This window comes from Rubripirellula reticaptiva (assembly GCF_007860175.1).
Taxonomy (GTDB): Bacteria; Planctomycetota; Planctomycetia; order Pirellulales; family Pirellulaceae; genus Rubripirellula; species Rubripirellula reticaptiva.
Map to the genome: position 1 here is coordinate 382,474 of NZ_SJPX01000004.1, position 26,401 is coordinate 408,874.

Genomic DNA, 26,401 nt, shown 5'->3' on the forward strand with positions numbered 1-26,401 from the left:
GATTGAAAACATGAAATACAAAGACCTGATCGACTTCGAGCCCATCGAATCCATCATCCAGTTGCGTGAAGCCGACTCGCCCGACAAGGCGAAGAGTCTGGTTGAAACGTTCGTGATCTCAAATCGCATGGCCGAGCAATTGTCGGACGTTGTGTTCCCCAACCTTCAATTCGACAAGCCTGCTGACAACAAAGGCATCTTGATCGTCGGCAATTATGGAACGGGTAAATCCCACTTGATGTCGTTCCTCTCAGCACTGGCTGAGCATGAAGACCTCTCTGGTGCCTGCCGCAACAAAGCCGTTGCGAAAGCCGCTAAGCCAATCGCTGGCCGGTTCAAGGTAATTCGTAGCGAGATTGGCGCAACCCAGATGGGATTGCGTGACATCATCTGTGGCGAACTGGAAGACCATCTGAAAGACATGGGAGTGACATTCTCGTTTCCTCCAGCCGCCAAGGTCCGTAACAACAAAGACGGACTGACGGAGATGATGGGTAAGTTTCACGAGAAGTATCCCGACCACGGGTTGCTGATGTTTGTGGACGAACTCTTGGACTATCTGCGAAGCCGCAACGATCAGGAAGTCATCCTTGACTTGAATTTCCTGCGAGAAGTCGGAGAAGTTTGTGCCAATCTGAAGTTCCGATTCTTGGCTGGTCTTCAGGAAGCCCTATTCGACAATCCTCGATTCCAATTCGTGGCTGAGAGTATTCGGCGAGTCAAAGACAGATTCGATCAACTCCGAATTGTTCGACAGGACGTAGCCTTTGTCGTGGCCGAACGTCTGCTGACCAAAAACGATAAACAGAGAGCGTGGATTCGTGAGCATCTCGAAAAGTTCACACCACTCTACGACTCCATGGCCGAACGATTGGATGAGTTTGTCATGCTCTATCCGATTCACCCGGCCTACCTTGAGAAGTTTGAGTTGATCTCGATTGCTGAGAAGCGAGAGATTCTCAAAACACTCAGTGCCGAAATGCGGCGACTACTGGAGACAGACATCCCGGAGAATGAAACCGGCCTCGTAAGTTACGACTCCTACTGGAGTCACCTGCGGGACAATGCTTCGATTCGTTCACTTCCAGACGTTCGAGACGTGATCGACAAAAGCGGTGTCTTGGAGAATCGCATCAAACAGGCATTCACTCGCAAGGCTTACACGCCAATGGCATTGCGAGTTAGCCACGGTCTTTCAGTGCATCGCCTAACCACCGACGACATTCACGCCAAAATCGGACCCACCGCCAGCGAAATCCGTGATGACCTATGTCTCTATCACGAATCATTACCGGAAAAAAACAGCGAGTTCCTGAAGACGACCGTCCAATCGTGTCTGAATGAAATCGTCAAAACGATGAGCGGCCAGTTCATCACTCACAACAAAGAGAACGATCAGTATTACCTCGATCTCGAAAAGAACATTGACTACGACACCGAGATCGAAAAGCGTTCGGAAAGCCTCTCTAAAAGTGAACTTGACCGCTATTACTTCGATGCACTCAAGCGAGTCATGGAATGCGTGGACCGTCCCGAGTATGTCCCCGGCTATCGCATCTGGGAGCACGAAGTCGATTGGCAATCCCACAAGATGTTCCGTCGAGGGTATCTGTTCTTCGGCGCTCCCAACGAACGCTCGACGGCCCAACCGCCTCGTGACTTCTATCTGTATTTCATGCAGCCGTTTGAACGGCCAAAGAAAAACTGGGAAGACAACCTTGCCGATGAAGTCTTCTTCATCTTGAAGCATCCTGACGAAGCATTTGACCGAGCCTTGCGTTTGTACGCAGGTGCTCAGGCAATGGCGGCAACGGCTGGTGCTGCAACGAAGAAGAACTACCTCGACAAAGCAGACTCACACCTGAAGGCACTGACGACATGGCTGCGGAACAATATGTTGACGGCCTTCGATGTCATTCATCAGGGTGTGTCGAAGAAGATGCTGGAATTCCTGAAAGGTCAGAAGACCGGCAACATGACCGTTCGTGAATTGGTCAACCTTGTCGGGACAGTCGCACTTGAGCCAACGTTTGAAGAACGCTACCCCGAGTACCCGAAGTTTTCCGTTCGGCTGACCAGCGACAATATCGAAGATGCGGTTGTGAGCGGCATTCGTGCGTTGTCCGGTGGTCTGCAAAACAATCTAGCGACGGCAATCCTTGACGGACTTGAGCTTATCGACGGTGACAAGGTTCGTCCCCACGATTCACGGTATGGCAAATCGGTCATCAAGAAACTCGACGCCAAACCATCGGGGCAAGTGCTCAATCGCAACGAGCTTCTCGAAGAAAAGTACGCCAACGTCGAATTGGAAAGCCAATACAAGCTGGAGCCCGAACTCTTCGTTCTGGTTTTGTTGTCTCTCGTTCATAGCGGCGACATCACATTGCGGCTCGTTGGGAAAGAAGCCGTTGATGCCTCGTCGCTTTCCGATGCAGGCAAAAAGCCAGTCGATGACTTTTGCAAGTTTCGTCATGTAGAACGCCCCAAAGACATCCCACTTGCATCACTTGTCGCACTGTTCGAGTTGGTCGGTCTTCCCGAAGGCATCATTCGAGATCCCAACACTCGTGAAGATGCCATTCGCCAACTCCATGAAAAGACATCAGGGATCGTCAAGCGAGTTGTTGTTGCCAAGCAGCACGCACAATCCGGCCTGCCTTGCTGGGGCCATGAATTGATTCCGCTGGAAAAGCGAAATGAATATCGCCAGCAACTGGATAACTTCCAAGCTTTTCTGGAAAAGTTGCAGGCGTTCAACACTCCGGGGAAGCTCAAGAACTTCTCGGCCTCGGTGGATGATGTGAAAGCGTATGCAGTCAGCCTTGATCTGCTTGGCGAATTGGAAGCGACAAACTTGCTAGTCGGCGAACTGATGCCGCTGACCTCGTACTTGACGATGGCAGGTTCTGCCTTGCCATCAGGTGATCCGTGGATCGCAAAGTCAGAGAAGCTGTGCAACGACTGGCAACCGCAGCTTCGTGACGCAGTGAAACGAAGCGATCCAAGTTTCCGGCAGAAATTGGTTCAGGCCATTGAAAAGTGCAAGAAGGAATATCAGGAGCACTATCTTGATCTGCACAAGAAGAGCCGACTCGGCGTCAACGAAGAAGAGAAGAAGCGAAAGCTTGAAAAGGATGCTCGTCTTGACCGGCTTGGCAAACTCGCTGGCATCTCCGTTCTGTCGCACAGCAGCCTGACCGATCTGCAAGGACGACTCGGGAAACTGAAACCGTGTTACTCGCTGATCAAGGACGATCTGAACACAAACTCTGTGTGTCCGCATTGTGCTTTTCGCCCAAGTGACGAGAAAAGCTCAGCAACCGGCGCTGTAGTGCTGGACGGGATTGATGAAGAGATCGACAAGCTGCTCGATAGCTGGGCCGAAACGATCCTCTCCGATCTTGGCGATCCAACCGTCAGCGAAAGCATCGAACTACTTGATGACGCTCAGAAGAAAGCGGTCAAGAAGCTGATCAAGGATGGCGGTCTTCCCAAGACAATCAGCACGGAACTCGTCCAAGGAATCCACAGTGCGCTTGAGGGACTGACCCCCATCAAAGTGAAGCCGGGCGATTTGATTGGCAAGCTAAGTGATGGCAGTGCGTCCTGTACCGTCGATCAGTTTCGTAAGCGGTTCGATGAGTTCGTGACAGAAATGACTCGTGGCAAGGAAGTTGAAAAAGTCCGCATCGTCATCGAGGAAGAAAAATAGACGCAAACTTGGTCACTGACTAAGTTGCTGCAAAACCCTGAAGTTGGTCACTGACTAACCTCCACCTGACTGAGACAACCACGAAACGAAAAAACTACAAACACCAAGGCACGTTCGGAAAATCTGATGACGACGCATTTGTCAGCACGACTGGTATGGCATGATCGAGGATGGGATGGGCACGTTTGTGATCACCCCAGCCAGAATGCGTTTTGCGTTGTTCAGCAGCATATTCGTGAGTCGCTGTCGAATCCCGAGAAGCTTCAGCGAGAAGTAGATAATGCGGGCTTACCGCTGGCTGAACTCGATGGATGGCAACCGCCGTGTTCCCGTGATCCTCTTGCTTTCTCCTCCATCGGATGCACGATCACCCACAACGATCCTCTGGACTTTCGCAGATTGCCTTCGGCAGATGAGGAAGTTCCACCCTATTCGTTTTGCACGTCACCGTATCGCTGGATGCGTGAAGAAAACTTCCCTCAGCTTTGTGAAGACGAGCGTCTGGAGATTCGTGGACCGGATGAAGCAAAAGAAGCGGGCTGGGTCTTTGAACCGGAACGACAACGTGCGTTGCTGAAAGAGTTTTGGGGGCGGCTGGAAAAGAATCAGTCGCTGGTCTTCTTCTACTGCAACGAAGGCAATCCACTCGGTGAGAACCTGAGTCGTGTCTTGGTTGGCGTGGGACGCATCTCCAACATCGCTCAGCAAATCTACTTTGGCACCAAGAAAGGCTACGAAGACGATTATCCGATCTGGTCTCGGTGCATCACCCACGATTACGAGAATCAGGGCTTCCGATTGCCGTATCAGGAATACCTGCGGGAAGGGCATGATCCGTCGAACATCATCTGCACGATCCCAGACGGCACGATGCTCGACTTCTCCTACGTGGGCGAGCATGTTAGCGATGACACAGCAGTCGGGGCATTGGAACGCTTGCTGCAATGCGTGCAGGCAGTGCGAGATGAAAACAAGATCACTGGCGACTGGCACCGGCACATCACTTGGCTAAATGATGTCCTGTCCGAAGTCTGGACCAATCGTGGTCCGTTTCCCGGTGCTGGCAGCGTGCTTCAGTTTCTGGGCGTCGAGGTTGGCACGGCCTTTCATCGTCAAGTGCTGATGCCTCGTATCAAGAAAGGCGAGAACGCTTGGGACTATCTGCTGGCGATTCTGGAAGGCAAACAGAAATGCGAAGAAGCCGAATACGCCAAACCGATGAAACAAGCCGCCAAGCGGTGGGCAGCTTACGGTCAGCCCAAACGTGATTTGTTGGCAAAGCTGGTTCGATTTGAAATGACACCTAAGCAAGTCAAACGAATTGCTGACGAAGACGAGCGAGCCGAAGCGGGAATCAATGCTACGCCGGAAGAACTAACCGCCAATCCTTACCTGATCTGCGAAATGGATGAGGGTGGTCCTGATCGTGACGTGGTATCACTGGAAGTCATCGACCGTGGGATGCGTCCCGAAGGTGATGCCGCCTTATTTCTGCCGAAAGGCGAATCCATTCCGCAGGACGATCCACGTCGAGTGCGTGGCTGTGCCGTGACGGTGCTGAAGAACGCAGCCGCCGAAGGCGACACTCTGCTGCCACTTGGTGAAACACTGAACCGGATCAAGACACAGTTTCCAGAGCGTCGGGCTTGTTTGCCGGATCGGGAACTTGTTGTCGGCCAGAGTGAGTTCTATGAAGAAGCGTTGATGTTCCGGCAGGATGCCGAGCCGCCAACGATGGCACTGCGAATTCTGGCGGAACTTGAACAGGAAGTCGGCAGTCGTCTGAAACGTCGCCTCAAGCGAAAGAACGCCCCACCGCCAGCCGATTGGTCATGGGAAGCATTGCTCAAGAAAGAGTTCTCCAAAGCAGGTTCGTCGAAATTACCACCTGAAGTCGAAGAGCGAGCGAGAGCCGAGAAGGCCAAGGCATTGCAGGTTCTGTACGAATCCCGGTTCAGCACGCTGACCGGTCGAGCGGGAACCGGCAAGACCAGTGTGTTGAACGTCTTCCTGAAGGGATTGAAAGAACTGGAAGGACAGCAGCATGTGCTGTTGCTCGCTCCGACCGGCAAAGCTCGTGTACGCATGATGGATCGAACAGGCCGAGACGACGCCATGACGATTCATCAATTGTTGATGCACAACAATTGGATCAACCCCAAGAACTTCGCTTTGCGATATCAGGGCGGCGAACAACGCTCCGCTCCTACGGTGATCATTGATGAAGCGTCGATGATCTCCATGGATTTGCTGGGGGTGCTTTTCCGAGCCTTGGATTTGAACGCCGTCAAGCGACTGATCTTGGTTGGTGATCCAAACCAGTTGCCGCCGATTGGTCCCGGTCGTCCGTTTGTCGATGTGGTGAGTTGGTTAAAGGCGGACGAAGAAACGGTCACCAAGCATTACCCCAAGGGATTCCAGCTTTCAGCCGAGGAACGTGGCCGCTGTTACGCCCACCTGAGCGAACGTGCCCGACATGAGGACCATAACAGTCTCGCTCTGCAACTGGCCGACGTTTACCTGAGTGATGAAGGTTCACCCGGCGATGACGAGATGCTCTCACGTGTGGCTCGACAAGACGTGGGCGGCGACTTGGAAGTCCACTTTTGGCAGGACCATGTGCAACTGGAAGTTCTTCTGCACAACCGCATGAAGCAGCTTCTGAACTTGACCGATGGTGCCAAATGTTACGAACCATTCAACACCAGCATTGGTATCGCCAACGGAAGAGACGAAGAACACGAACCGCAAAAGGCCGAACACTGGCAGATACTAAGTCCGGTAAAAAAGCACGAGTTCGGTACGACGGAAATGAATCGCAAGATTCAGGGCCGTTTCCGGGGCGGATTATTGAACAACTCTCGTCGGCGAAAGGGCAAGCTTGCCAAGCCGTTCGGCGAGCAGGAGATCATCTGGACTGACAAGGTGATCCAGATTTTCAACAACCGCCGCTGGTCGCAACCACGTGAAGAGAATGGACTGGATTACGTTGCCAACGGAGAAGTCGGCATCGTCACTCGCAGTTTCAAGAACAAAGGCAAAGCAGACACGATTGGCGTGGTTTTCTCGACGCAGCCAAAGGTGATGTACTACTACAAACGTGGCGAAGTCGATGCGAACTTGGAGTTGGCCTATGCAATGACGGTTCACAAGTCGCAGGGCAGCGACTTTGAGATCGTGTTTCTGGTGTTGCCGCAGAAAGCCTCAACGCTTTCCAAAGAACTGCTCTATACCGGACTGACTCGCTTCAAAAAGAAGTTGGTCCTGTTGGTCGAGCGAGACACGGACGTGCTGGAGCGCCTCCGCAGTCCTGCCGAATCCGACACGATGTTGCGAAACACCAACTTGCTGCTGACGGCAGTGCGACCGGAAGACGTAAAGAAGTGGTACGCTCATCACTTGATTCACCGCACGGCGAAGAATGTGTTGGTGCAGTCCAAGTCAGAAGTGATCGTGGCCGACACACTGACTCGTTTGGAGATCAGCTACGAGTACGAAAAGAAGCTGCCGAGCAAAGACGGCAACCCGAACGATTACCGATTGCCCGACTTCACGGTCAGCTTTGAGGGGGACGTGTTCTACTGGGAGCATCTCGGAATGCTCTCGGTGCCGTCGTACAAAGAGAAGTGGGACAAGAAGCTCCAGTGGTACAAAGACAACGGCTACGTCAATCAGTTGATCACTTCCGAAGACCGACTAGACGGAAGCATAAGTTCTCCTGAGATTGAACGTATCGCACGCAAATACATCCTGATGGAAGACGAGTAACGGATATGTCAGACGAAACACACCAACTGTTCGACAAAGATGCTGGGGCACCCAACGTCCCAGTTACATGTCTAGGGGAGACATTTGAAAATGATTCCGCACGAAGACTTCACTTCCTCGAACTACTACAGATGAAGCTACAAGACCCTGAGTTCAGGAAAATCGAAGGATTCCCGATTGCAGAGGACGAAGATATCCTCGCACTCTCGGACCCGCCTTACTACACCGCCTGTCCCAACCCATTCCTGAAACGTGTTGCAGAGGTGCGTGGACATGAAACGGCCACAGAAAGCGGATCACCGTTTGCTTCAGATGTAACTGAGGGGAAGGGCGATCCGATCTACGATGCGCACCCGTACCATACAAAGGTTCCACCCAAAGCGCTAATGCGAATGCTCCTGCACTTTACTAAGCCGGGCGACTTAGTATTGGATGCGTTTGCTGGCTCAGGGATGTTGGGCGTTGCTGCTTCGCTTTGTGAAAACCCAACGCCACACTTAGGCGATTTTGAGGGAACCGCTGGTGCCCGCTCAACGATTCTATCTGACATTTCGCCATTAGCGACGTTTATCAGCCATGTGAACAATCGTCCGTCAATCTCTGCGGCTCATTTCTCCAGCTTAGCCGCTAGCATTCGAGACAAAGTTGCTTCCTCGCACGCCTCGCTGTACCAAACTCGACATCATGGGTCATCTGGCAACGTGTCTGGTGAGATTCTCTACACAATCTGGACTGAATACTACAGATGTTCACACTGCAATGCGGAGTTCAGTGCTTGGGATGAACTTGTAGATCGAGACAATCAACAAATATTAAAACACTTATCGTGCCCGGAATGTGACGGCGATTTAGCCAAAGACCAACTTGAACGTGTGACCGAAACGTATTTCGACACGCTACTGAATGCAACCGCTATCCGCAATAAATCAACGCCTGTCTTGATTCATTACACAGTCGGCAAGAAACGATTTGAAAAGACGCCCGACGAAGCTGATCTTGAAGTAATCCGGTCAATTGAGGACATGCGATACCCTGCGTCTGCTCCTCCTGTGAAGATAAATTTTGAAGATCCTCCATGGGGAGACTTTTATCGTCCGGGTTACCACGCAGGAATGACGCATGCACATCACTTCTACACGAAGCGCAATCTTCTGACGCTTTGTGCCCTGCGTGATGCGTCGCTCGATTGCCAATTCCCAAGACAGATGCTGTATGTGTTGACCGCTTTCGTGGACAACCATGCATCGAAACGCAATCGCTACTTGATCGACAAGCACCACCCAAAAGGAACGACTTGTGGGCCGCTGCCAAATTCACTCTACATTCCTGAACTGCAATGTGAAGTGAACCCATTCAGAACTTGGGATAAGACTGTCAAGAAGCAAAAGAAAGCGTTTGCTGTCACACGCCCACCTACCGCATTCGTGTCAACAGAAGCATCAAGACTCAGTGGGTTATCGGACGGTTCGATTGATTACGTGTTCGTTGACCCGCCTTTCGGTAAGAACATCCTGTATGCCGAGAGCAGTTTTTGTTTCGAGTATTTCTTGAAGGTATTCACCAACCGCAAATGCGAAGCAATCGTTAGCAAGCATCAAGGAAAAACAATCGATGGCTACCAAGACCATATTCAAGATGTATTCTCACAGTGCTTTAGGGTCTTAAAGCCCGGAAAGTGGATGACAATCGAGTTTTCCAATCGCAGCAATGCGGTCTGGAATTCAATTAGCGAAGCAGTTCAAGCATGCGGATTCGTGATTGCGGACGTTCGAGTCTTTGACAAGAAGCAAGGCACTATTCGGCAAGACCTCGGCCAGAGCATCAAGAAAGACTTGATCATCTCGGCCTACAAACCGGGCGTTCATGTGGAGGAGACGCTTGATGCTCAGCCCGGTTCAGAGGTTAGTGTTTGGGAGTTTGTATCCGGGCACCTTAAACAGCTTCCCGTGTTTTTGCAGACCAACGGAAAAGCTGAAGTAGTAGTTGAACGCCAAAAGCACGTCTTGTTTGATCGCATGGTCGCCTTTCATGTTCAGCGAAGCCGAGCAATCCCAGTGTCGGCACCAGAATTCCACCTTGGGCTTGAACAGCGTTTTCCGCAGCGTGATAGCATGTTCTTCTTGCCCGAACAGGTGCTCGAATATGACAAAAAGCGGTTGACGGTTAGTGAGCTAACCCAGCTTGAGCTTTTTGTTTCTGACGAATCAAGCGCTATCCAATGGTTGAAGCAAGAGTTAAAGCTGAAGCCCCAATCATTCCAAGAGATTCACCCACACTTCATTCAGCAACTGAACACGTGGGACAAGAACGAAAAGTCTGTCGAACTTGCAGAGATACTTGAAGAGAATTTCTTGTGTTATGACGGGGCGGATGATGTCCCAAGTCAAATACATGGGTATCTCTCGTCAAACTTCAAGGAGCTACGAAACCTTGAAAAATCTGATGAGCGTCTGAAGAAGAAAGCAACGGACCGTTGGTACTTACCAGACCCAAGGAAAGAAGGGGACTTGGAAAAGGTGCGTGTCCGAGCATTGATGAAGGAGTTTCGCAGCTACGAAGAAAGCCGAGGAAAGCTAAAGCAAGTTCGGTCTGAAGCTTTACGTGCTGGTTTCAAAGAACGATGGCAAAGTGGCGAATACGCTGAGATTGTCGCTCTTGCCAAGCGTGTTAAGGAAGCCATTATCCAAGAAGACCCGGCGCTCCTGATGTACTACGACAATGCAATGATGCTCACCGATGGAGCATAAAGTGGATCGTGTCAACGACGATGCCAATGATGCGTACAGAACTGGTTCTTGGGCGTTCAGCCAAGAGCATCGTGAGCCCGTGCGCATACTTGAATCGCAGACGATCTGGAATCACACCAGCTATCTCGTTTGGCGTCCCAGCGTTGAAGCTGTCGCATGGATCACAGCGGATCAGCTTTCTCCCGTCGATCAACCTCGGGCAAAGAGTTTTGAGAATCTGCTCTATCGTGTTGCAGCGGCTCGTGTTGTCGAAGGACTAGCAGAAGACGTACTGCTGGCACCATTGGAGGCGGGCGTCATTCCGTTACCGCATCAGTTGGTTGCATTGTCTAAAGCAATGTCGGGCGACAAAGTGCGTTACCTTTTTGCCGATGAAGTCGGGCTTGGTAAAACGATTGAAGCTGGGTTGGTGATCCGGGAACTCAAGCTGCGTGGTCTGGTCAAGCGTGTGTTGGTGGTTGCTCCAAAGGGCTTGGTGACGCAGTGGGTTCAGGAAATGCGAACGCACTTCCACGAAGATTTTCAAATGCTCTCACCCAGCGACTTTTCGGCGTATCGACATCTTGTCGGCGATGACAACATTTGGCGACGTTACGATCAGGTTGTCTGTCCAGTGGATTCCGTTAAGCCGCTGGAAAAACGACGAGGATGGAATCGAGAACGAATCGAAAAGCACAATCAGGAACGCATCGGTGATCTGATTGCAGCCGGTTGGGACTTGATCATTGTTGACGAAGCACACCGATTAGGCGGCAGCAGTGATACGGTCGCTCGTTACAAACTGGGCAAAGCGCTGGCCGATGCGGCTCCCTATCTGTTGCTGCTGTCAGCCACACCACACCAAGGAAAGACGGAGAGCTTTCATCGTTTGATGTCGTTGTTGGATCAGGACGCCTTCCCGGATATCGGTTCGATCAAGCACGAGAATGTGGCTCCGTTTGTTGTTCGCACCGAGAAGCGAAACGCCATCAATGATCGAGGCGAAGCACTGTTCATGCCTCGGGTCACTCGACTTGTTCCGGTTCAGTGGCAGGACAAGCACCAACTGCAAAAGGAACTCTACGAAGCGGTCACCGAGTACGTTCGTCAGGGCTACAACCAAGCGATGCGAGAGAACCGACAGTATCTCGGTTTCTTGATGATCCTGATGCAGCGACTGGTCACCAGTAGCACACGAGCCATCGCATCAGCCTTGCAACGTCGGCAACTCATTCTGCAATCGACAACCGTCACCGAAGATGACTTGAACGAAGACAGTGGGGACCTATTCGATTCGGACAGTCAGGAACAAATGGAAGAATTGCTGGCTTCCAGAATTGCTGGCCTGCACAACGAGCGTGAAGAAGTGAAATTGTTGCTGGAGGCCGCTAAGCGGTGTCAGGCTCAGGGAACGGACGCACGAGCAGAAACATTGCTCGACCTGCTCTACAAGACTCAGAAGGAAGAAAACGATCCCGAGTTGAAGTTTCTGATCTTCACCGAGTTTGTTCCCACCCAGCAGATGCTGGCCGAATTGCTGACGACTCATGGTTTCAAAACGGTCTGCCTGAACGGTTCGCTCGATCTGGAATCACGACAACGTGTGCAGAAAGAGTTTTCCAAGGAAGCTCGCATTCTGGTTTCCACGGATGCTGGTGGCGAGGGTTTGAATTTGCAATTCGCTCATGTCGTCATCAACTACGACTTGCCGTGGAATCCCATGCGAATCGAACAGCGCATCGGACGTGTTGACCGTATTGGTCAGAAGCATGTGGTCAAAGCATTCAATCTGATCTTCGCTGACAGTGTTGAGCTTCGAGTTCACGAGGTGCTGGAAGCGAAACTCAAGACGATCCATGCCGAATTCGGTGTGGACAAGACCGGCGATGTACTTGATTCCGCCGAAAGCGGTGCGGACTTCGAGAAAGTGTTTGCCAGAGCGATAGTCAATCCAGACGACATTGAGCAGAACGTCGATAAGTTGATCATGCAGGTACGTGAACGAGCCGAGTACGAACAGTCAGGGAAGTCGCTCTACGATCATTCGCCTCTGGATGCATTGCTTGCATCGAAGTACGTCAATCATCCGATGCCGTACTGGATCGAACGAATGGCGACTTCTTATCTGCAAGCCGAAGGCGGCAAGGTGGAGAAGAAATTGTTCGCATACGATCTAACGTGGCCCGATGGCGAGCAGATGGACGACATTTGTTTCTTTGGTCGGGAAGCTCAGGACAAGGGCCTGAATCATATCAGTCTGGAGAACCCCAAGCTGCGGACTTTGATTGAGCGATTGCCTCGTACGATAGCCGGTGAACCAATCTCCAAAGTCAAGATCAAGGGGCTATCGTCACAGATTCATGGCTATTGGTCGCTGTGGAAAATTGCGTTGCGAAGCCACGAAGAAACACAGTGGGGCAGCGGCGGCGGACATGTCCGAATCCTTCCCCTGTTTCGCAACTCAGATGGCCGCACGTTTCTGCCCACGGCTCGGACGATCTGGGAGAGTCTGCTGCAAGCCGACACGAAGGTTGAAGAGACCGGCACCATCGACGGTAGTGCCAGCAGCGAGGTTTTCGATCAGCTAACAGCGGACGCTGAGAAGCATGGGGAAAACCTGTTTCGAGAATTGCATACAAAACATCAGGAAGGGCTGCATCACGAGCGAGAGAAAGGGCGCTACGCATTCCACGTTCGTCGGCAGGCATTGAATCGCATCGGTCTGCCCGAAGTTCGGCAGTTCCGCATCAAGAAATTGGACGAAGAAGAACAAGCTTGGACAGCAGCACTTCAGCAGCGAGAACACGTTTTTCCTGAGCTTCAGCCCATCTGCATTTTATTCGTGGAGGCATTTGATGGCTGATTGGCGAAAAACGATCCTGAAGCATTTCAAGAAGGACATCAACCGGCTGACACTGGTCTCCGATCCCGATGGATTGCTGACGGAAGAACGTATGCTGGCTGAGATCAAGCAACGTGGCTTCGATCTAATCCCGTTTGAGGATTCGATTGCGTTCCGGTATGCCTATGAGTCGAAGTATCGCTCGATTTGGGACCGAGGTGAGAAGACGGAGTTGGTCGTCGTCCTTCGCAGCGAAAACGATCTTCAGCATCTGCCGTATGACTTGCTGAAAGCTGGGCGGCAACTGGAGTTCAGTCTGCACAAGCTGTTCCCAAACCTGAGCTACCCAGTGCTGGCAGCTTTGGATCGGTCGTTGCTTGATCCGCTGTTTGCTGCCTACAGCCAAGACCACGATTCAAAACTTGCTGACAAGGCGACAAAGGACTTCGTGCTGCGATCCTGTTTTCGGATCGAACGTAGCATGATCACTTCCGCCGTTGATTTACTAAGGGCACTGCTGCCGCTGTACCACGCCAATCGAACCTTACCGACACTACTCACGGATCATCTGTCGGAGAACCTGCAATCTAACCCGGCTCTGGCTGATTGGTCACTGAAGGAATTACTGTCCAACCAGTCAGTCTTCTTTCAGTTCTTGCAGCGGCAGTGGAGATACCTGATTCATTCGTTCGGTGGCGGCGAATCCGTGACCGTTCAAGAGTCACCTCAAGGTTACAACTCGACATCGAACGGAAATGGAAAACTGCTGGTGCCGTTCGAGCATCAGGATGTGCGAGCGTATGTCGATACATTCTTCATTGAAGGGCTTCTTCAACCGATTGAATGTGATTCGTTGGATGCCCTGCCTGCGTGGGCTCACATTGGCGTCAAGCATGATCCAATTGCGGACGCACTGAAGCGGTATTCAAAACTTGTCGAGAGAGCCAAGGAGCAGATTCCGTCGCTAACGGACACGCACCGTGACTGGCAACAGTTCGCTCGTGCTTGGGCCGAGACAGTTGTGTTGCGGTGGGAACTCGACACGTCACTTGAAGACGATCAAAAACAAAGCTGGCACGAGTTGCACGTCCAAGTCGAGCGGCAGTTTGCGGAGTGGATGCAAGAGCGATTCGGAAGTCTCTACAACCTTCCATTCGTGCCCGAGCCTGTGATGGTTCATCACGTCCCCAAGTATCTTGCTTCCGTCAGAAGCAAAGAGTCGTTGAGAAAACTGGCTTTGGTAGTCATGGACGGACTGGCGCTCGACCAGTGGTTGATTTTTCGACGGATTATCGAGGCCGAACGAATGAATTGGCGACTGGAGGAATCGAGCGTGTTCGCATGGGTGCCTTCGCTTACTTCGATTTCACGCCAGTCGATCTTTGCGGCTCAGGCACCGATGTATTTTGCCGACTCGATGGAACATACAAGTCGGGAAAAGAAGCACTGGGAGCGATTTTGGGAGGATGAAGGAATTTCATCCGGTCTGATACACTATGCCAAGAAGGTAACGTCAGGTTCGACAGAAAGTCTGGACGAGTGCCTTGCCAACCCGAACGAGTCAATCGTCGGCATTGTCGTTAACACCGTTGATGACATCATGCACGGCGAGAAACAGGGGGCGGCAGGAATGCACGATGCGATCCGACTGGAAGCCAAAAACTTGTTGTCGTTACTGGATCGGCTGATGGACGAAGGCTACGAAGTCTTCGTGACAGCCGACCACGGTAATATCGCTGCCAAAGGCGTTGGTAAGCCAGATGATGGTGTGAAGCCCGAGACGACCGGGAAACGAGCCAGAATCTACGAGAGCGAAACCTTTCGGCGACAAGCGCACGAACAGATTCCAGAAAGTCTGGAATGGTCGAATGTCGGTTTGCCGCCAGACCGCTATGCGTTGTTGCCTGAAGGATTGTCCGCCTTCACGTTCAAGGACAAAAAGGTCGTGTCACATGGTGGCATCGCCTTGGAAGAAATCATTGTGCCGTTTGTGCGGTTTGTTAAGGAGGAAGAATGACCGCTGTCGTAGGTTTCGACAGGAAGATCAAACTTGATTGGCTTGACGCTCTGGCAGACAGAGTAGCTCAGGACCAAGATGCCTCCACGCTGCGCACTTACCTTCATGAGATTTTGGCTGGCGACCACCCCGGCGAAGTGGCTCGTGGGAAAACGGTCACCGTGCTGATGAGAGTTTGGGCACGTGTTCCCGAGGAACATCAGCAAGTTCGTGCCGAGGCGTTCGAGCTTCTCAAAACGATTTCGTCAAAGGATCGACTCTGGCTGCATTGGGGAATGTGCCTGTTGGCCTACCCAATCTTCCAAGACATCACCTCATCCGTTGGCAGACTGCTCAAACTGCAAGACGAGATCACATGGGGGCAAGTCCATCGGCGTCTGGAGTCCTCGTGGGGTGAACGCACAACGGTAAAGAAAGCGGTGCCAAGGCTTGTGCGCAGCATGGTGGATTGGCACGTCCTCAATGATTCGGAAGACAACAAAGTCTTCACAGCGGCACCGCTGCATTCGACCAGATCGAAGAAGCTTCAGGTCTGGTTGCTCAAGGCATCCCACATCGCACACGGCAAAGAGCAAATTGAAGCCAATGAGTTACTGACACTCCCGAATCTGTTCCCATTCAAAATCACGGTTGGCAAAGCCGACATTCGAGGAACAAAGGGATTCGAGGTCCATCGACAGGGCTTGGACATGGATATGGTTGAGATGCCACACGGCAAGCTAAAGCCAAAATCAAGAGAACGTGGCGCAACACAGAAGGTTTTATTCGGCGATGAATAGCGGGGCAATTCGAGCACTATGACAGCAGAAACACACATGACAGGCGATGAGTTTCGGCTGTTCGAGCGGGGCTCATGGGTCTATCCGCATCCAGTTGCACTTTCTTGCGGACGCATCATCCGCAGTCGATCAGAAGAAACTTTGCTGGATGCCTTGCTGAAGGGTGCTGAGATTCTTGCCCGGTATCTGGCGTCGGTTTCGCTCGCATCCTATTCGGTACGTGAAGATGCTACGGAAGCTCCCGAGTTGTTTGCCAAGCTGGATGGGCATCTTGCCTTTGGTCACTTCCTGAGCGTTACGCAACAAACTGCGAAGTTGAAATGCAATCATCCCGCAAAGCCTTACCTTAAATCTGGGTTTTCAAGCGATGACGGTTCAAAGGATGCTCGGCCAACGGATGATGCACTGACCAAACTGTTGAATTTGCGGAATGAGCTTGGGCATGATCTGAACAGCATCAATCGGGCGAGAGCTATTTCAATCCTGAAGGAGCAGGCACCTCAGACGCTGCTGGTCGCTGCACTTACTGGCGTGCAGGGTCTTCTTCAGCTTCCACTATTTGTCGTCGAGGACATCCGCTTCACCAAGGGCAACACCATCGGTCAACGACTGATGCTCATGGGCGATGGAGCCGATCCGCCCCCAGAGTCAATCGAGCTTTCAAGTCCGTTGCATGACGACGGAGACCCTTATATCGGATTCAGTGATTCGGTCTACGTCCTCGCTCCGATGCTGGTCTGGCGAGTATCCCACAAGACGGCAAACTATAAACTCTTCATCTTTGACACAATTCTCTCGGATAGCGTTAAGTACAAAGCGGTGGAAGTCAGCACTTATGAATCTCAGGATAACGAGACAAACGACTTCCATTCGATCCTTGCAGGGAATACTCGGCAGGCCGAATCACTGACACTCGCTGATGGCCGCTCGTTTGCTAAGGAATGGTCCGAACGCCGACGAGCACTTGAAGCGGCAAGAGAAAACCTGCAAGGCAGGATTCAGTGGGATTCGCTTTCGACTGACACGATGAATTGGTACGCCTCAAAACTAGCGACCGAAGGCGACACTCGCTCCCCGCAAGAGATCATCCATTCTCGTTTATTGGATGATCGAGACAGTCTGAACGCAGCAGATACCAATCAACTGCAAATGTTATTCGGCACGGATGCTGCGATCTTGAAAACCCTCGGGCGTGAACTGATCGACTTACGTGCTGTGATGACAGTGGGTGAGCGTTGGGATGAACGAGTCGAATCGCATTCCAACGTGATTGATTGCCTAAAGAAGTCGGTCGAGTTCTTCTCGAAATACATTGGTGTTTATGGAGTGACACTGGATGGCCTGAAGGCGACATCGGGTTCAGCGGATTACCTCGCTATGCGTGAAGCACTGGTCAATCTATTCATCCACCAAGACTTCGCCGACCAACGAGCCGCCGCTCAGGTCGAAATCCAGCCGGAACAAGTCGTCTGCTTCAACCCCGGCAAATCCTTGACGAATACAAAAGCCTTGGTCGAGGGCGGGAAAAGCGTGTGCCGAAATCCATTGGTCGCACGGGCCTTACGTCTGATTGGTTTTGCCGAACTCGCCGGTTCCGGCCTTCGCCAACTTCAGCACGCTTGGCGAACTCAAAAACGCAGACCACCTCAAATGGAGTCCAATCCGTCAGCCAACACCTTTACCTTAACTCTCGACTGGCGAACCGTCCCGGATAACTACAACGAGTTCTGGAAAGACCGACTCGGCGTGAAACTATCGCCATCCGAAGCGACGATCCTAAATCTCTCCGTCGATGGTCTATCCGTCGAACAAGCAGCCTCAGCGACCGGCTTGCCACTGGATTCAGCACAAGAAGCCATCGACACGCTCATCAGGCAACAACTTGTCGATGAACAGAAGAAACGCTTCGTGATAAAAAGCCATTTGCGAGAGTTACTTCAAGGCAACGGCGAAGAGGGTGGTGCGAATGTCTGACAAACCGAGTGTATTCATCTCCTCGACCATCTACGACTTCCGTGACCTGCGGTCTGCACTGAAGTTTTGGCTTGAGGAACTAGGTTTCGACGTTCTATTGTCGGAACACAACGACTTTCCTGTTCAGGCTGATCTGAATTCGTACGAAACCTGTCTGCAAGCAATCGATGCTTGTGATTACTTCATTGTTCTCGTTGGAAGTCGTGTCGGCGGTTGGTTCGACAGGGACAACCGCATCAGCATCACCCAAGCTGAGTATCGTCGAGCTTATGAAAACTTGCTTGCAGGACGACCAAAAGTCATCGCATTTGTACGCCAATGTATATGGGATATTCGAGAAGACAGAAGCGAACTCGAAACACTTTTAAGGAACGGTGCTCTGCACAGCGCCGAACTTGATCAGGCGGAAATCGGAAGGATTACGACGCATCCCAGTAAGTTTGCTAACGACGCTCAATTTACGTTCAATTTCCTCAGCGAGATTGCTCGAAACGAAGAAATGAGGACGGCGCTGGCAGGAACGTCACCTTTCCCAATTGGAAACTGGATACGTCAATTCAACAACTTTGGAGACATAATCGACGCACTTCGAGTTGAATTTAGAATTGGAAATTCGCTCCGTAGAATTTCATTGATTGCGAATCTGAAGGCTGAAATAGAGGCGAACCTGTTTGTGATGATGACACAACACGAGGGTAGCGCCAATCCAATTTATGACTGGGCATCCCACGCACGAAGAGAGTTCAGTGGCGGAATAGACGACTATTCAGAGATTCGGGGAAAGTGTCTGAAGTGGCTTGGGATTTTCGCCGTTAGCGGGGCTGGCATCGGACAAAGCGTGTCAACCAGCGCTTTAGATGCGGCTGTTTCGAGCGGCGAATTTCTTGAATTCGACCAAAGCCTTGATGCGTTTGCAGTTGGCCCTCTTCAACAACGCCTGCTCGACTTAAAGCAGAGTATCGAACGCCTCCGCCGCAACGAAGAATTATTGCCCGTTGCTGCCCGAATTGAGTTGATGCAAAAGTTAAAAGCTTTTGATGGTGAAGGCACGCATGAAATGCAGAACATTGGTCTCGTATCTGTGTTCTCTCTTCATGACAGCCAGTCTAACGTTGTTGCATTGAACAAGGCGGTGCATCGAGCACTAAGTGGGGCCGAAGACTCACTGGATGAGATCGATCTCTACGGCAACTCTCCGCTCGCTGGTGAGAGTGAAGCGATGCAACGAGAAAGAGCGTCAAGAGAACAGGTGCAGCAATGGCTCGACAACTGAATTCAAGAACATCAACTTGGAGGAAAAATCTTGGATGACATCAACGAACTAATCCGTTCACTCGATCAGAAGTATCCCATCGTTCCACATACGAACGCCGGGCGGCTATCTTCGACCGTTCGCAGAATGAAGGCCGAGAAGGAACTCGGGATACCAATCAATCGACGTATCGGATTTGCCGTCTCAGCAGACTCAGGTGAGTCTGCAAATGAAATGGATGAGTCGGGGTGGGAGTCGTTTTTCAAGGGACTGTGTGACGAACTCAAGCAACGCTACCCGGAACTCCATGCGAGCCTGTTCAATGGCGAGAATACCAATGCGCAGCAGACGTGAACTTCACTGGCTGATTTGTGTCTGAGAAATACATGGGACCAACAATCATTTTCGATAAGTCAGCGATTCAAGGACTGGGCCAGAAAGCGTTGGCTGAAGTTGGTCGCTATTTCTTTACGGTCGTACCTCACGTTCTACTGATGGAGACACTGGCTGATCTTTCATTGAAGCCAGACGATCTTCCAGCGGCCCAAAAGAAGGTGGCCGACATAGCAAACAAGGTCTTCCCTAACGAGTCGATTGCCAATGAGCACTACCACACAATGTGCTTACACAATTTGCTTGGCGAACGAGTTCCAATGACTCGCAGACCGGCTGTCAGCGGCGCAAAACCGGTTGTCGCCTCGGATGGGTCGAAGGGTTTGGTCATTGACGTGCAGCGAGAACATGACGCCGTACTCCGTTGGCAGAGCGGGCAGTTCAACAGCGATGACATGCGGTTCGCAATCGAGTGGCGAAAAGCTGCCAAGGGGGCAAGCCTCCAAGAGATGAAACAGGCTTTACCAAGTCCGTCAGTGAAATTCAAATCAGCGGATCAGGTTCGTGACTTCGTTGACACGCTCCTTGCCCAGCCGGAACTGCAAGGATCAATCCTCGCTTGGTTCCTGAGCATGATGAAATTTGACCAAACGAGACAACAGCAAATCCTCACCCGCTGGAAATTTGATGTCACCAGAATGCTTGTTTCGTTCGCACCGTACTCCTATCACTGCCTGCGAGTTCAACTGATCTATTACTCGGGGATGCTGCAAGGGATCTTCGGAACACGTTCCAGTAACATCGTTGATCTTGAGTACCTTTACTACACGCCCTTTGCATCAGTGTTCTCATCGGGAGACAAACTCCACCACCAGTTGGCACCATTGATTCTCGACGACGATCAATCTTTCGTACCATCGGTCGAATTGAACAAGACGCTGAAGGAATTAGCGACCGAGCGAGAGTCCGATCCCGAGGTCAATCCATCCGGCAACTCAGTCATCCAACAGCTTTGGCAAAAGCACTTGAAAAAAGACGCTATCATTCCAAAGCAGGCATCGATCAGCCAAGAACAATGCGATGCGATCATGGAGCATATGAGGCCGATCATAGACGCACTTTCTAAAACAGAAAACGAGCCGGATCAACGACCACGTTTCCCTGTGTGAGTGTCGCCGCTGGGGAGATAATTGGGTTCGAATTGGACACTCAAGCAGATCCACCGCCTGTCCCTACCGGATAGTGTCCCAACCAGATAAAATGCGGGTTTTTACTAGACGAAAGTATTTTTCGGGGTGTATTTCCATTGGACTTGATCGAACTGCAACGTGAATTCATTGGCCGAGTTGAATCTGCCAGCGGTAAACCAGTGATCATGCAGTGCGATCCGAAGTTTGCTGGTCATGCGACTATCCGTATCGCTCGGGATGACCAACCGGCTCATCTGCTGCTCCACAAGCAAGAGCATGACGCTGTATTGCCGTACCTCGTCGCCTTCCAATGCTTGTTGGCGCTCAGGACCATAGACGCTGACAAAGAATCGAGATTTGATCTGGCATCAAAGCCGAACATGGCGAGTGATGTGTTGAAGCTGACGACCGAACACGCAAAGCAGAACCCCAAAATACCGGAACACGCCGTTCCTCAACTTGCAACTCAATTTGGAAACGGCCTCGGTTGGCAGTTGCGATCTTTCCCAATCGCCATTCGTGTAGACAAGCAAATTTACGACAATCATCCCGAACTCCGACCGCTGCAACGGAAGAACATCGAACAACAACTGCAAGAAGCGATGGAAGCATTGAGCCCGAGCATCAAGCTGATAGCACCGAAAGAAATCATCGATGCCAACGCCTCAATGAGTTCAGCGTTTACTCAGTTCTGGGCTAATCTTTGGAACGAATCGGCGATCAGCACTCCGTTTACTGCGGCTGGCTACAAACAGATTGGTGAAGGACTCTTGGCATTAAACGCATCCATTGCTGATGATCCGAACAAGGATCGTGAGCTAATTGATTCTTGGGCAAAAGAAGTTGGTATCGACCGCTGGTTTCAAACGGTGGCGAGGTAAAGCATGTCCAAAGAGTTCACATTCAAATTGGCATTCGAAGACTTTGATGTGTCGCTGCTTGGCGATGATGCAAAGCAAGATGAGTTCTCGTCGAATGTAAGCGAATTCTTCGCCAAGCAGTTCGCAGGATTTGGTGGTCGGGCTCGTGTGATCGTCAATGACGCCGCTCAAGAGATCGAGGTCCACTGGACTAAAGAAGCAAACTGGAAAGATCCCAAGGACAAAGTTCTTGAATTGTTGAACGATGGAAAGCTGACGACTGCTTTACCGATGTTGTGGACGCTGGTTCAGAACGATCCTAGCGATGCTGACAACCTTTATCATTTGGGTGTCGTCTACAGCGAACTACGTCAGTTCGACAAAGCATCAGCAACACTTGAGCAACTTGTTGAGATTGCACCGGATCACGTCCATGGATTGACGGCTCTTGGAGTTGCTGAAATCAATTCCGGCAATCTGCTTATCGCTGAAGAATGGCTACGAAAAGCAACTCAACTTGATCCAAAGAACCAATGGGCTTTGAGAAATCTTGGTGCCTGTCTGATGAAGCAGGATCGGCATCAAGATGCCAGCGAGATTCTAAGCCGATGCCTCGCCGAAGCTCCCAAGGACATTGCCGCCATGGTTGGGCTAGGTGAAGCTCAGGAGGCTCTTGGTGACAACTCCACGGCTGATGGCCTCTATCGCATGGCAATTCAAATCGGTGGCCCAGAGCACATCGTCGATATCGCAAAAGAGCGTCGAACAAAAATTGCCGAAAACCGAATGCGGGAGAACTCCGATGTCCGTCTGGATGTTGTTGAGTACATCGGGATGGCGCTGGAAAAGTTTCGGACGATGCAACCCAAGCAGATTCAAGACCTTGGAATAGAAATCGGCTTGCTTGGCACAAAGGGGTTGAGCATCAATGATCCCACCAAAACTTACAAAGTGAAATCGCTTGACGGTGAGTTCACCGGGCTACAACTTGTCTCGATCATGTATGCAGCTTTTCAGCAGTTTGCACCGGGGCAAAACGTGGGAGTTGATTTCAGCAAGGAATATCAGATCGCTGCGGATCAGCTAGGCTAGGAAGCCTTTGGCTCCAAGTATGTTTCCCTAAATAGTTCACGCTAATGAATCCCCTGAAGATCGCACTCTGGTCTCTGGTCATCGTTGGCCTGACCCCGGTTGTTCTGCTGGCAGTCTTGAACCTGACTTCCACCATCGCTTTGGCTCGACACCTCAAAAACAATCCAGAGCAACAAGTTGACGACGGGGAAGTCACGTTGTCCCAAAGTTACATGGAGTTTGGAAAGCGGTATCGCCTTGAAGTCACAACCTCCTATTGGCCGTCCACTGCTTTGCTATTCGGCGCTGGGGCGGTCGTTGCCGGGCTGCTGTACATGATCCCTCCCCAGACACAGTTTCGAGAGGTTCATGGATTCGACAAGATCGAGCACTATGTCGAGCGAGTAATGAACTCCCGGTCGCCTCACGCCTACCTAGTCGTTTCGTTAGCAGAAGACGAATACACGGCACTTAGTATTTCGGATGGCGATGAGGGCTGCTCCATCGATTTCTACTTGACGAAGAAGGAGCAGGTCGCACCAGTCCTCGCTTACTTTTCCAAGCGAGAAGTCGAGCCCACAGTTGACTCCATAACCGAGAAAGGGACGGAATTTGAAACGCATCATCTGTCGTTTCTGGTTGAAGGAACCACGGAAGAAGTGACTGAGCTTTGCAGATCCGTGTTCTTAGACGCTTACGGAGTTGAGACGAATGCCGAACTGCTTTTCACTCTTGGCGAATAACGAGATTCGTATGCCAATATGTCCACAGAATGAAGACACCCTGCAATGGAAGTCGGAGCAGGTGAATGAACGGCGAAGCCGGAAGAATGTCCTGATGCTGGTAGAGATACACGTTGGCAGGAAACACGGCAATCAACAGAGCGATGATTCCCCACGCCGCCAAAGGCGAACATTTTGGGATCAGCAGCAGGATACCCAGCAGAATTTCACAAATGCCGCTGACCAGCACCAGTTCTCTATGAAGTGGAAGATATGGCGGCACGATCTTCAGGAAGAATTCGGGATTCACGAAGTGCATCGTGCCAGCCACGATCATGAAGATCGCTAGTAGGCATTTCGAAATCGATTTGATGCGTTTCATGTACTGGCCTGTTTGAACGCATCGAGAAACGTCTCTGGGGCTTGAGCACCAGACAATGTGATCGCATTATTGATGATGAAGAATGGAACGCCATCAACTTGATGCTGCCGAGATCGCTTGCCAGCTTGAGCGATCACATCCATTCCGTCTTCGCTATTCAGCATCTCTTCGGCAGCTTGCCGATCCAATCCGGCTTCAGCAGCCACGTCAATGAGAGCCTGATAATTGCCAATGTCTTGCCCTTCAGTGAAGTAAGCCCGGAACAGTCCCTCGACGACCGCATCCTGACAGCCATGCTGATCGGCAAGCCAGATGATCCGGTGGGCATCGACCGTGTTTGGCGTTCGTTCAGTCTTGTCGAGAGCGAACAGAATTCCTTCGGTCTCACCGACTGCAATGGCTTTGGCATCCAGTTCCATTGAGCGCTCCCAACTACCAAATTTTCTGGTGCGATATTCTTTGCGAATGATGCCTTCTTTCGGCATCGTCGGGTTGAGTTGGAATGGATGCCAGTGAACCCGCACGTCGTGCTGACCATCAAGAGCAGCAATCGCCTTCTCAAGCCGTCGTTTGCCGATATAGCACCACGGGCAGATCACATCAGAAATCACATCGACGGCGAGATTCATTAGGACTCCTTGTTCAACGATAAAAGTCGATCCAGTTTAACGTGAACGACTTTGGGTTGTCTTCAAGCAAGGCTTTCGGCAACTGCATCTCAAAGTAGCCGTCCTTCAGCGGAATCGTTTTCACCGGTTTCCCATCCTTGCCGACCATTCGAATCTCCATCCAGTACGGATGCTTTAGGTCCAGTGGCGAATCTTCTATGCCGTCCTTCCAAAGCCGCACCTTGACATCCTGACTCGATACCGAAGCCTCCAGCGTGATCGTGCCATGGGTGACTTTGAATTTCTCTAGTCCCTTCAGATGCAACCGCAACATCACGGTGGTCGGCCAGTTGTCGCCGCTACGTTCGATGGTTGCCTGACTGATTCCAAACGGACTGCGAACAGAAAAGACGGCCTTGCCCTCTTCGACTTTGACTTCAACTTTGTCGTCATCACGCTTCGTTTTGATCTTGAATGGCGGGTCAGCATATTGTTTCGCCGTTGCATTTTTGCGTTCTCGCTTCTTTTGCTTAGCTTGCTTCTTTTGATCACGACCCATCCCAAACCCCGTCAGGTATTCTCGACCAGAAACTCATCGATCATCTTACATTGTGATGTGTGGAGGTGCTCAGCGTACGGCGTCTCGCACATCCATCAGGGCAAACCCAAGCAGGTTCTGTCCCTGCCAAGTATCGGGATGCTTCGCTCGCTCGTCGTCAGCTTTGAGGCCGATGCCCCACACCCGATCGTATGGACTCGCTTCCACGAGGACAGACTCACCTGTACTGATCAAGAACGTTTTCAATTCTGAGTTCTGATCGAACTTCGCAACATTGCCTTCGGTGACAAGCCGCCGAGCATCTGCCGTCCACACACCGTCGTTGAAATTCTGCACTTTGCGACCGAGTGCTTTAACCGTTTTCGCATCCGGTGCGACAAGGATTTCGGCAAGAGTTTCGTCGTCTTCAAACAAACGAGCCTTAGCCGCCATCATCCAATGCTCTGCTGTTGGGTAGAATACACTGTCGATTGTGAACGATGATTCGTACCACTGGCTGAAACAGGATTTGGTGATTTTGCCAGTCTTCGACGGTTGATGGCCCCAGAAATACAGATACTCGAAGGTTTCACCCTCGGAACATCGCTGACGCAGTGAATTGAGATCGAGCATTTTGACACCGAGAAGAACAAGAAGTTGTTTTGTGTTGCGACAAGATTTTAATGGAATTGGTTCATGAAAAAACTGACGGGATGGATTCTGATTTTGGCGTTCGTTTCCGGTTGCTCGAAATCGGCGACGGTCGAAGCTCCGGGGGAGCCAGCGCCAACCGCTTCACAACTAGCCGATTCCAGCACAGCTATCTCCGTGCTCGCTTGGAATCTGGAGTCTGGTCGAAATGATCCCGATGTGATCGCTGCACAACTCACAGATCTTTCCGGTTACGACATCTACTGTCTGTCGGAAGTTCATGCCGACAATTTTGGCAAGTACACGAATGCTCTCCCGACTGGCTTCGTCTCGGTTAACTCGTCTCTCGGCGGTGGCGACCGATTACAGATCATCTTCAACAGTAATCGGTTTGAGCAACTGCAACAGAAAGAACTTCACGATCACGGCGAATACAAACTGAACAACGGCCACCATCGTTCTCCGTTGTTTGTTCGCCTAAAGGATCGAGCAAGTGGCACCGAGTTCATCGTTATGACAAATCACTTGGCTCGCAGAAATGCCGAGTTGAGAAAGCAACAAGCAATCGGAATGCGTGAATGGGCGAGAGATCAGAATGCAGCCATAGTCAACGTCGGTGATTTCAACATGGATTTTGATTTCCGAACACAGCAAGGCAACAGTGCCTTCCCCGAAATGCTTCGAGACAATATCTGGTTGTGGGTGAAGCCAGAGAAGTTCATCGATACAAATTGGTCTGATCCAGACGGTGACGGCAAAGACAATTACCCAGACTCAATGTTGGATTTTGCATTTGTGGCAGGACCGGCCAAGGACTGGAAACCAGTTTGTCGAGTGATTGTTCGGGAAGGAGACTTCCCGGATGATGAATCGACTAGTGACCACAGACCGATTGAACTCAGAATAACCATCGCCAATGGCCGTTGATTTCGAAAAGCTGATCGTTAGGACACCGTACTTGTTCCACCTGACC

General features: G+C 51.3%; 18 protein-coding genes. 14 read left to right on the forward strand and 4 right to left on the reverse strand.

Going from position 1 to position 26,401, the window contains the following annotated elements; genetic code table 11:
- Positions 1-10: 10 nt before the first annotated feature.
- The 13 genes from Poly59_RS18475 (at position 11) to Poly59_RS18535 (ending at position 23,270) form a co-directional block, all read left to right on the forward strand.
- A complete protein-coding gene (locus Poly59_RS18475; protein ID WP_146535598.1) occupies positions 11-3,715 on the forward strand; it encodes a DUF6079 family protein in 3,705 nt (1,234 codons plus the stop codon).
- 126 nt (positions 3,716-3,841) lie between these two features.
- Positions 3,842-7,483: an AAA family ATPase gene (locus Poly59_RS18480; RefSeq protein WP_146535599.1), complete on the forward strand. Its 3,642-nt coding sequence runs from the start codon at positions 3,842-3,844 to the stop codon at positions 7,481-7,483.
- Between the two features lie 131 nt (positions 7,484-7,614).
- Positions 7,615-10,230, forward strand: a complete 2,616-nt coding sequence (locus Poly59_RS18485) for a DNA methyltransferase (RefSeq protein ID WP_186776371.1) — start codon at positions 7,615-7,617, stop codon at positions 10,228-10,230.
- 1 nt (position 10,231) lies between these two features.
- Positions 10,232-13,072 (forward strand): DEAD/DEAH box helicase, encoded by a 2,841-nt coding sequence (locus tag Poly59_RS18490; protein ID WP_222436134.1) that lies wholly within the window; start codon positions 10,232-10,234, stop codon positions 13,070-13,072.
- On the forward strand, positions 13,065-15,068 hold the full coding sequence (pglZ, locus tag Poly59_RS18495; RefSeq protein ID WP_146535602.1) for a BREX-3 system phosphatase PglZ: 2,004 nt from the start codon (positions 13,065-13,067) through the stop codon (positions 15,066-15,068). Before Poly59_RS18490 ends, pglZ begins: the two co-directional genes overlap by 8 nt.
- Complete coding sequence (locus Poly59_RS18500) at positions 15,065-15,847, forward strand: hypothetical protein (protein WP_146535603.1); 783 nt, start codon at positions 15,065-15,067, stop codon at positions 15,845-15,847. The genes pglZ and Poly59_RS18500 overlap by 4 nt, the downstream gene beginning before the upstream one ends.
- Positions 15,848-15,865: 18 nt before the next feature.
- Positions 15,866-17,821, forward strand: a complete 1,956-nt coding sequence (locus tag Poly59_RS18505) for an ATP-binding protein (protein WP_146535604.1) — start codon at positions 15,866-15,868, stop codon at positions 17,819-17,821.
- Positions 17,814-19,094: a DUF4062 domain-containing protein gene (locus Poly59_RS18510; RefSeq protein WP_146535605.1), complete on the forward strand. Its 1,281-nt coding sequence runs from the start codon at positions 17,814-17,816 to the stop codon at positions 19,092-19,094. Before Poly59_RS18505 ends, Poly59_RS18510 begins: the two co-directional genes overlap by 8 nt.
- A gap of 30 nt (positions 19,095-19,124) precedes the next feature.
- Positions 19,125-19,427 (forward strand): hypothetical protein, encoded by a 303-nt coding sequence (locus Poly59_RS18515; protein WP_146535606.1) that lies wholly within the window; start codon positions 19,125-19,127, stop codon positions 19,425-19,427.
- A 17-nt stretch (positions 19,428-19,444) separates the two neighbouring features.
- Complete coding sequence (locus tag Poly59_RS18520) at positions 19,445-20,575, forward strand: hypothetical protein (protein WP_222436135.1); 1,131 nt, start codon at positions 19,445-19,447, stop codon at positions 20,573-20,575.
- Between the two features lie 137 nt (positions 20,576-20,712).
- Positions 20,713-21,477 (forward strand): hypothetical protein, encoded by a 765-nt coding sequence (locus Poly59_RS18525; protein WP_146535608.1) that lies wholly within the window; start codon positions 20,713-20,715, stop codon positions 21,475-21,477.
- A gap of 3 nt (positions 21,478-21,480) precedes the next feature.
- Entirely contained in the window at positions 21,481-22,548 is a 1,068-nt protein-coding gene (locus tag Poly59_RS18530; protein ID WP_146535609.1) for a tetratricopeptide repeat protein, read from the forward strand.
- Between the two features lie 44 nt (positions 22,549-22,592).
- Positions 22,593-23,270, forward strand: a complete 678-nt coding sequence (locus Poly59_RS18535; protein ID WP_146535610.1) for a hypothetical protein — start codon at positions 22,593-22,595, stop codon at positions 23,268-23,270.
- Here Poly59_RS18535 and Poly59_RS18540 read toward each other — a convergent pair.
- From Poly59_RS18540 to Poly59_RS18555, 4 genes are all read right to left on the reverse strand, one after another.
- Positions 23,254-23,631: a DoxX family protein gene (locus tag Poly59_RS18540; RefSeq protein ID WP_146535611.1), complete on the reverse strand. Its 378-nt coding sequence runs from the start codon at positions 23,629-23,631 to the stop codon at positions 23,254-23,256. The genes Poly59_RS18535 and Poly59_RS18540 overlap by 17 nt on opposite strands.
- Entirely contained in the window at positions 23,628-24,260 is a 633-nt protein-coding gene (locus tag Poly59_RS18545) for a DsbA family oxidoreductase (protein WP_146535612.1), read from the reverse strand. The genes Poly59_RS18540 and Poly59_RS18545 overlap by 4 nt, the downstream gene beginning before the upstream one ends.
- 13 nt (positions 24,261-24,273) lie before the next feature.
- Positions 24,274-24,798 carry a hypothetical protein gene (locus Poly59_RS18550; RefSeq protein WP_146535613.1) on the reverse strand — a complete coding sequence of 175 codons (525 nt, stop codon included), beginning with the start codon at positions 24,796-24,798 and terminating at the stop codon, positions 24,274-24,276.
- A gap of 69 nt (positions 24,799-24,867) precedes the next feature.
- Positions 24,868-25,410 (reverse strand): NADAR family protein, encoded by a 543-nt coding sequence (locus tag Poly59_RS18555; RefSeq protein WP_146535614.1) that lies wholly within the window; start codon positions 25,408-25,410, stop codon positions 24,868-24,870.
- A 63-nt stretch (positions 25,411-25,473) separates the two neighbouring features.
- Here Poly59_RS18555 and Poly59_RS18560 point away from each other — a divergent pair, with 63 nt between their 5' ends.
- Positions 25,474-26,355 (forward strand): endonuclease/exonuclease/phosphatase family protein, encoded by an 882-nt coding sequence (locus Poly59_RS18560; RefSeq protein WP_146535615.1) that lies wholly within the window; start codon positions 25,474-25,476, stop codon positions 26,353-26,355.
- Positions 26,356-26,401 lie beyond the last annotated feature (46 nt).

Excerpts from the sequence above, each read along its gene's own strand:
- Poly59_RS18480 (WP_146535599.1), top strand. The coding sequence starts at position 3,842 with ATGACGACGCATTTGTCAGCACGACTGGTATGGCATGATCGAGGATGG.
- Poly59_RS18555 (WP_146535614.1), bottom strand. The coding sequence starts at position 25,410 with ATGCTCGATCTCAATTCACTGCGTCAGCGATGTTCCGAGGGTGAAACC.
- Poly59_RS18560 (WP_146535615.1), top strand. The coding sequence starts at position 25,474 with ATGAAAAAACTGACGGGATGGATTCTGATTTTGGCGTTCGTTTCCGGT.
- Poly59_RS18500 (WP_146535603.1), top strand. The coding sequence starts at position 15,065 with ATGACCGCTGTCGTAGGTTTCGACAGGAAGATCAAACTTGATTGGCTT.
- Poly59_RS18475 (WP_146535598.1), top strand. The coding sequence starts at position 11 with ATGAAATACAAAGACCTGATCGACTTCGAGCCCATCGAATCCATCATC.
- Poly59_RS18510 (WP_146535605.1), top strand. The coding sequence starts at position 17,814 with ATGTCTGACAAACCGAGTGTATTCATCTCCTCGACCATCTACGACTTC.
- Poly59_RS18505 (WP_146535604.1), top strand. The coding sequence starts at position 15,866 with ATGACAGCAGAAACACACATGACAGGCGATGAGTTTCGGCTGTTCGAG.
- Poly59_RS18540 (WP_146535611.1), bottom strand. The coding sequence starts at position 23,631 with ATGAAACGCATCAAATCGATTTCGAAATGCCTACTAGCGATCTTCATG.
- Poly59_RS18535 (WP_146535610.1), top strand. The coding sequence starts at position 22,593 with ATGAATCCCCTGAAGATCGCACTCTGGTCTCTGGTCATCGTTGGCCTG.
- Poly59_RS18530 (WP_146535609.1), top strand. The coding sequence starts at position 21,481 with ATGTCCAAAGAGTTCACATTCAAATTGGCATTCGAAGACTTTGATGTG.
- Poly59_RS18550 (WP_146535613.1), bottom strand. The coding sequence starts at position 24,798 with ATGGGTCGTGATCAAAAGAAGCAAGCTAAGCAAAAGAAGCGAGAACGC.
- Poly59_RS18545 (WP_146535612.1), bottom strand. The coding sequence starts at position 24,260 with ATGAATCTCGCCGTCGATGTGATTTCTGATGTGATCTGCCCGTGGTGC.
- pglZ (WP_146535602.1), top strand. The coding sequence starts at position 13,065 with ATGGCTGATTGGCGAAAAACGATCCTGAAGCATTTCAAGAAGGACATC.
- Poly59_RS18485 (WP_186776371.1), top strand. The coding sequence starts at position 7,615 with ATGAAGCTACAAGACCCTGAGTTCAGGAAAATCGAAGGATTCCCGATT.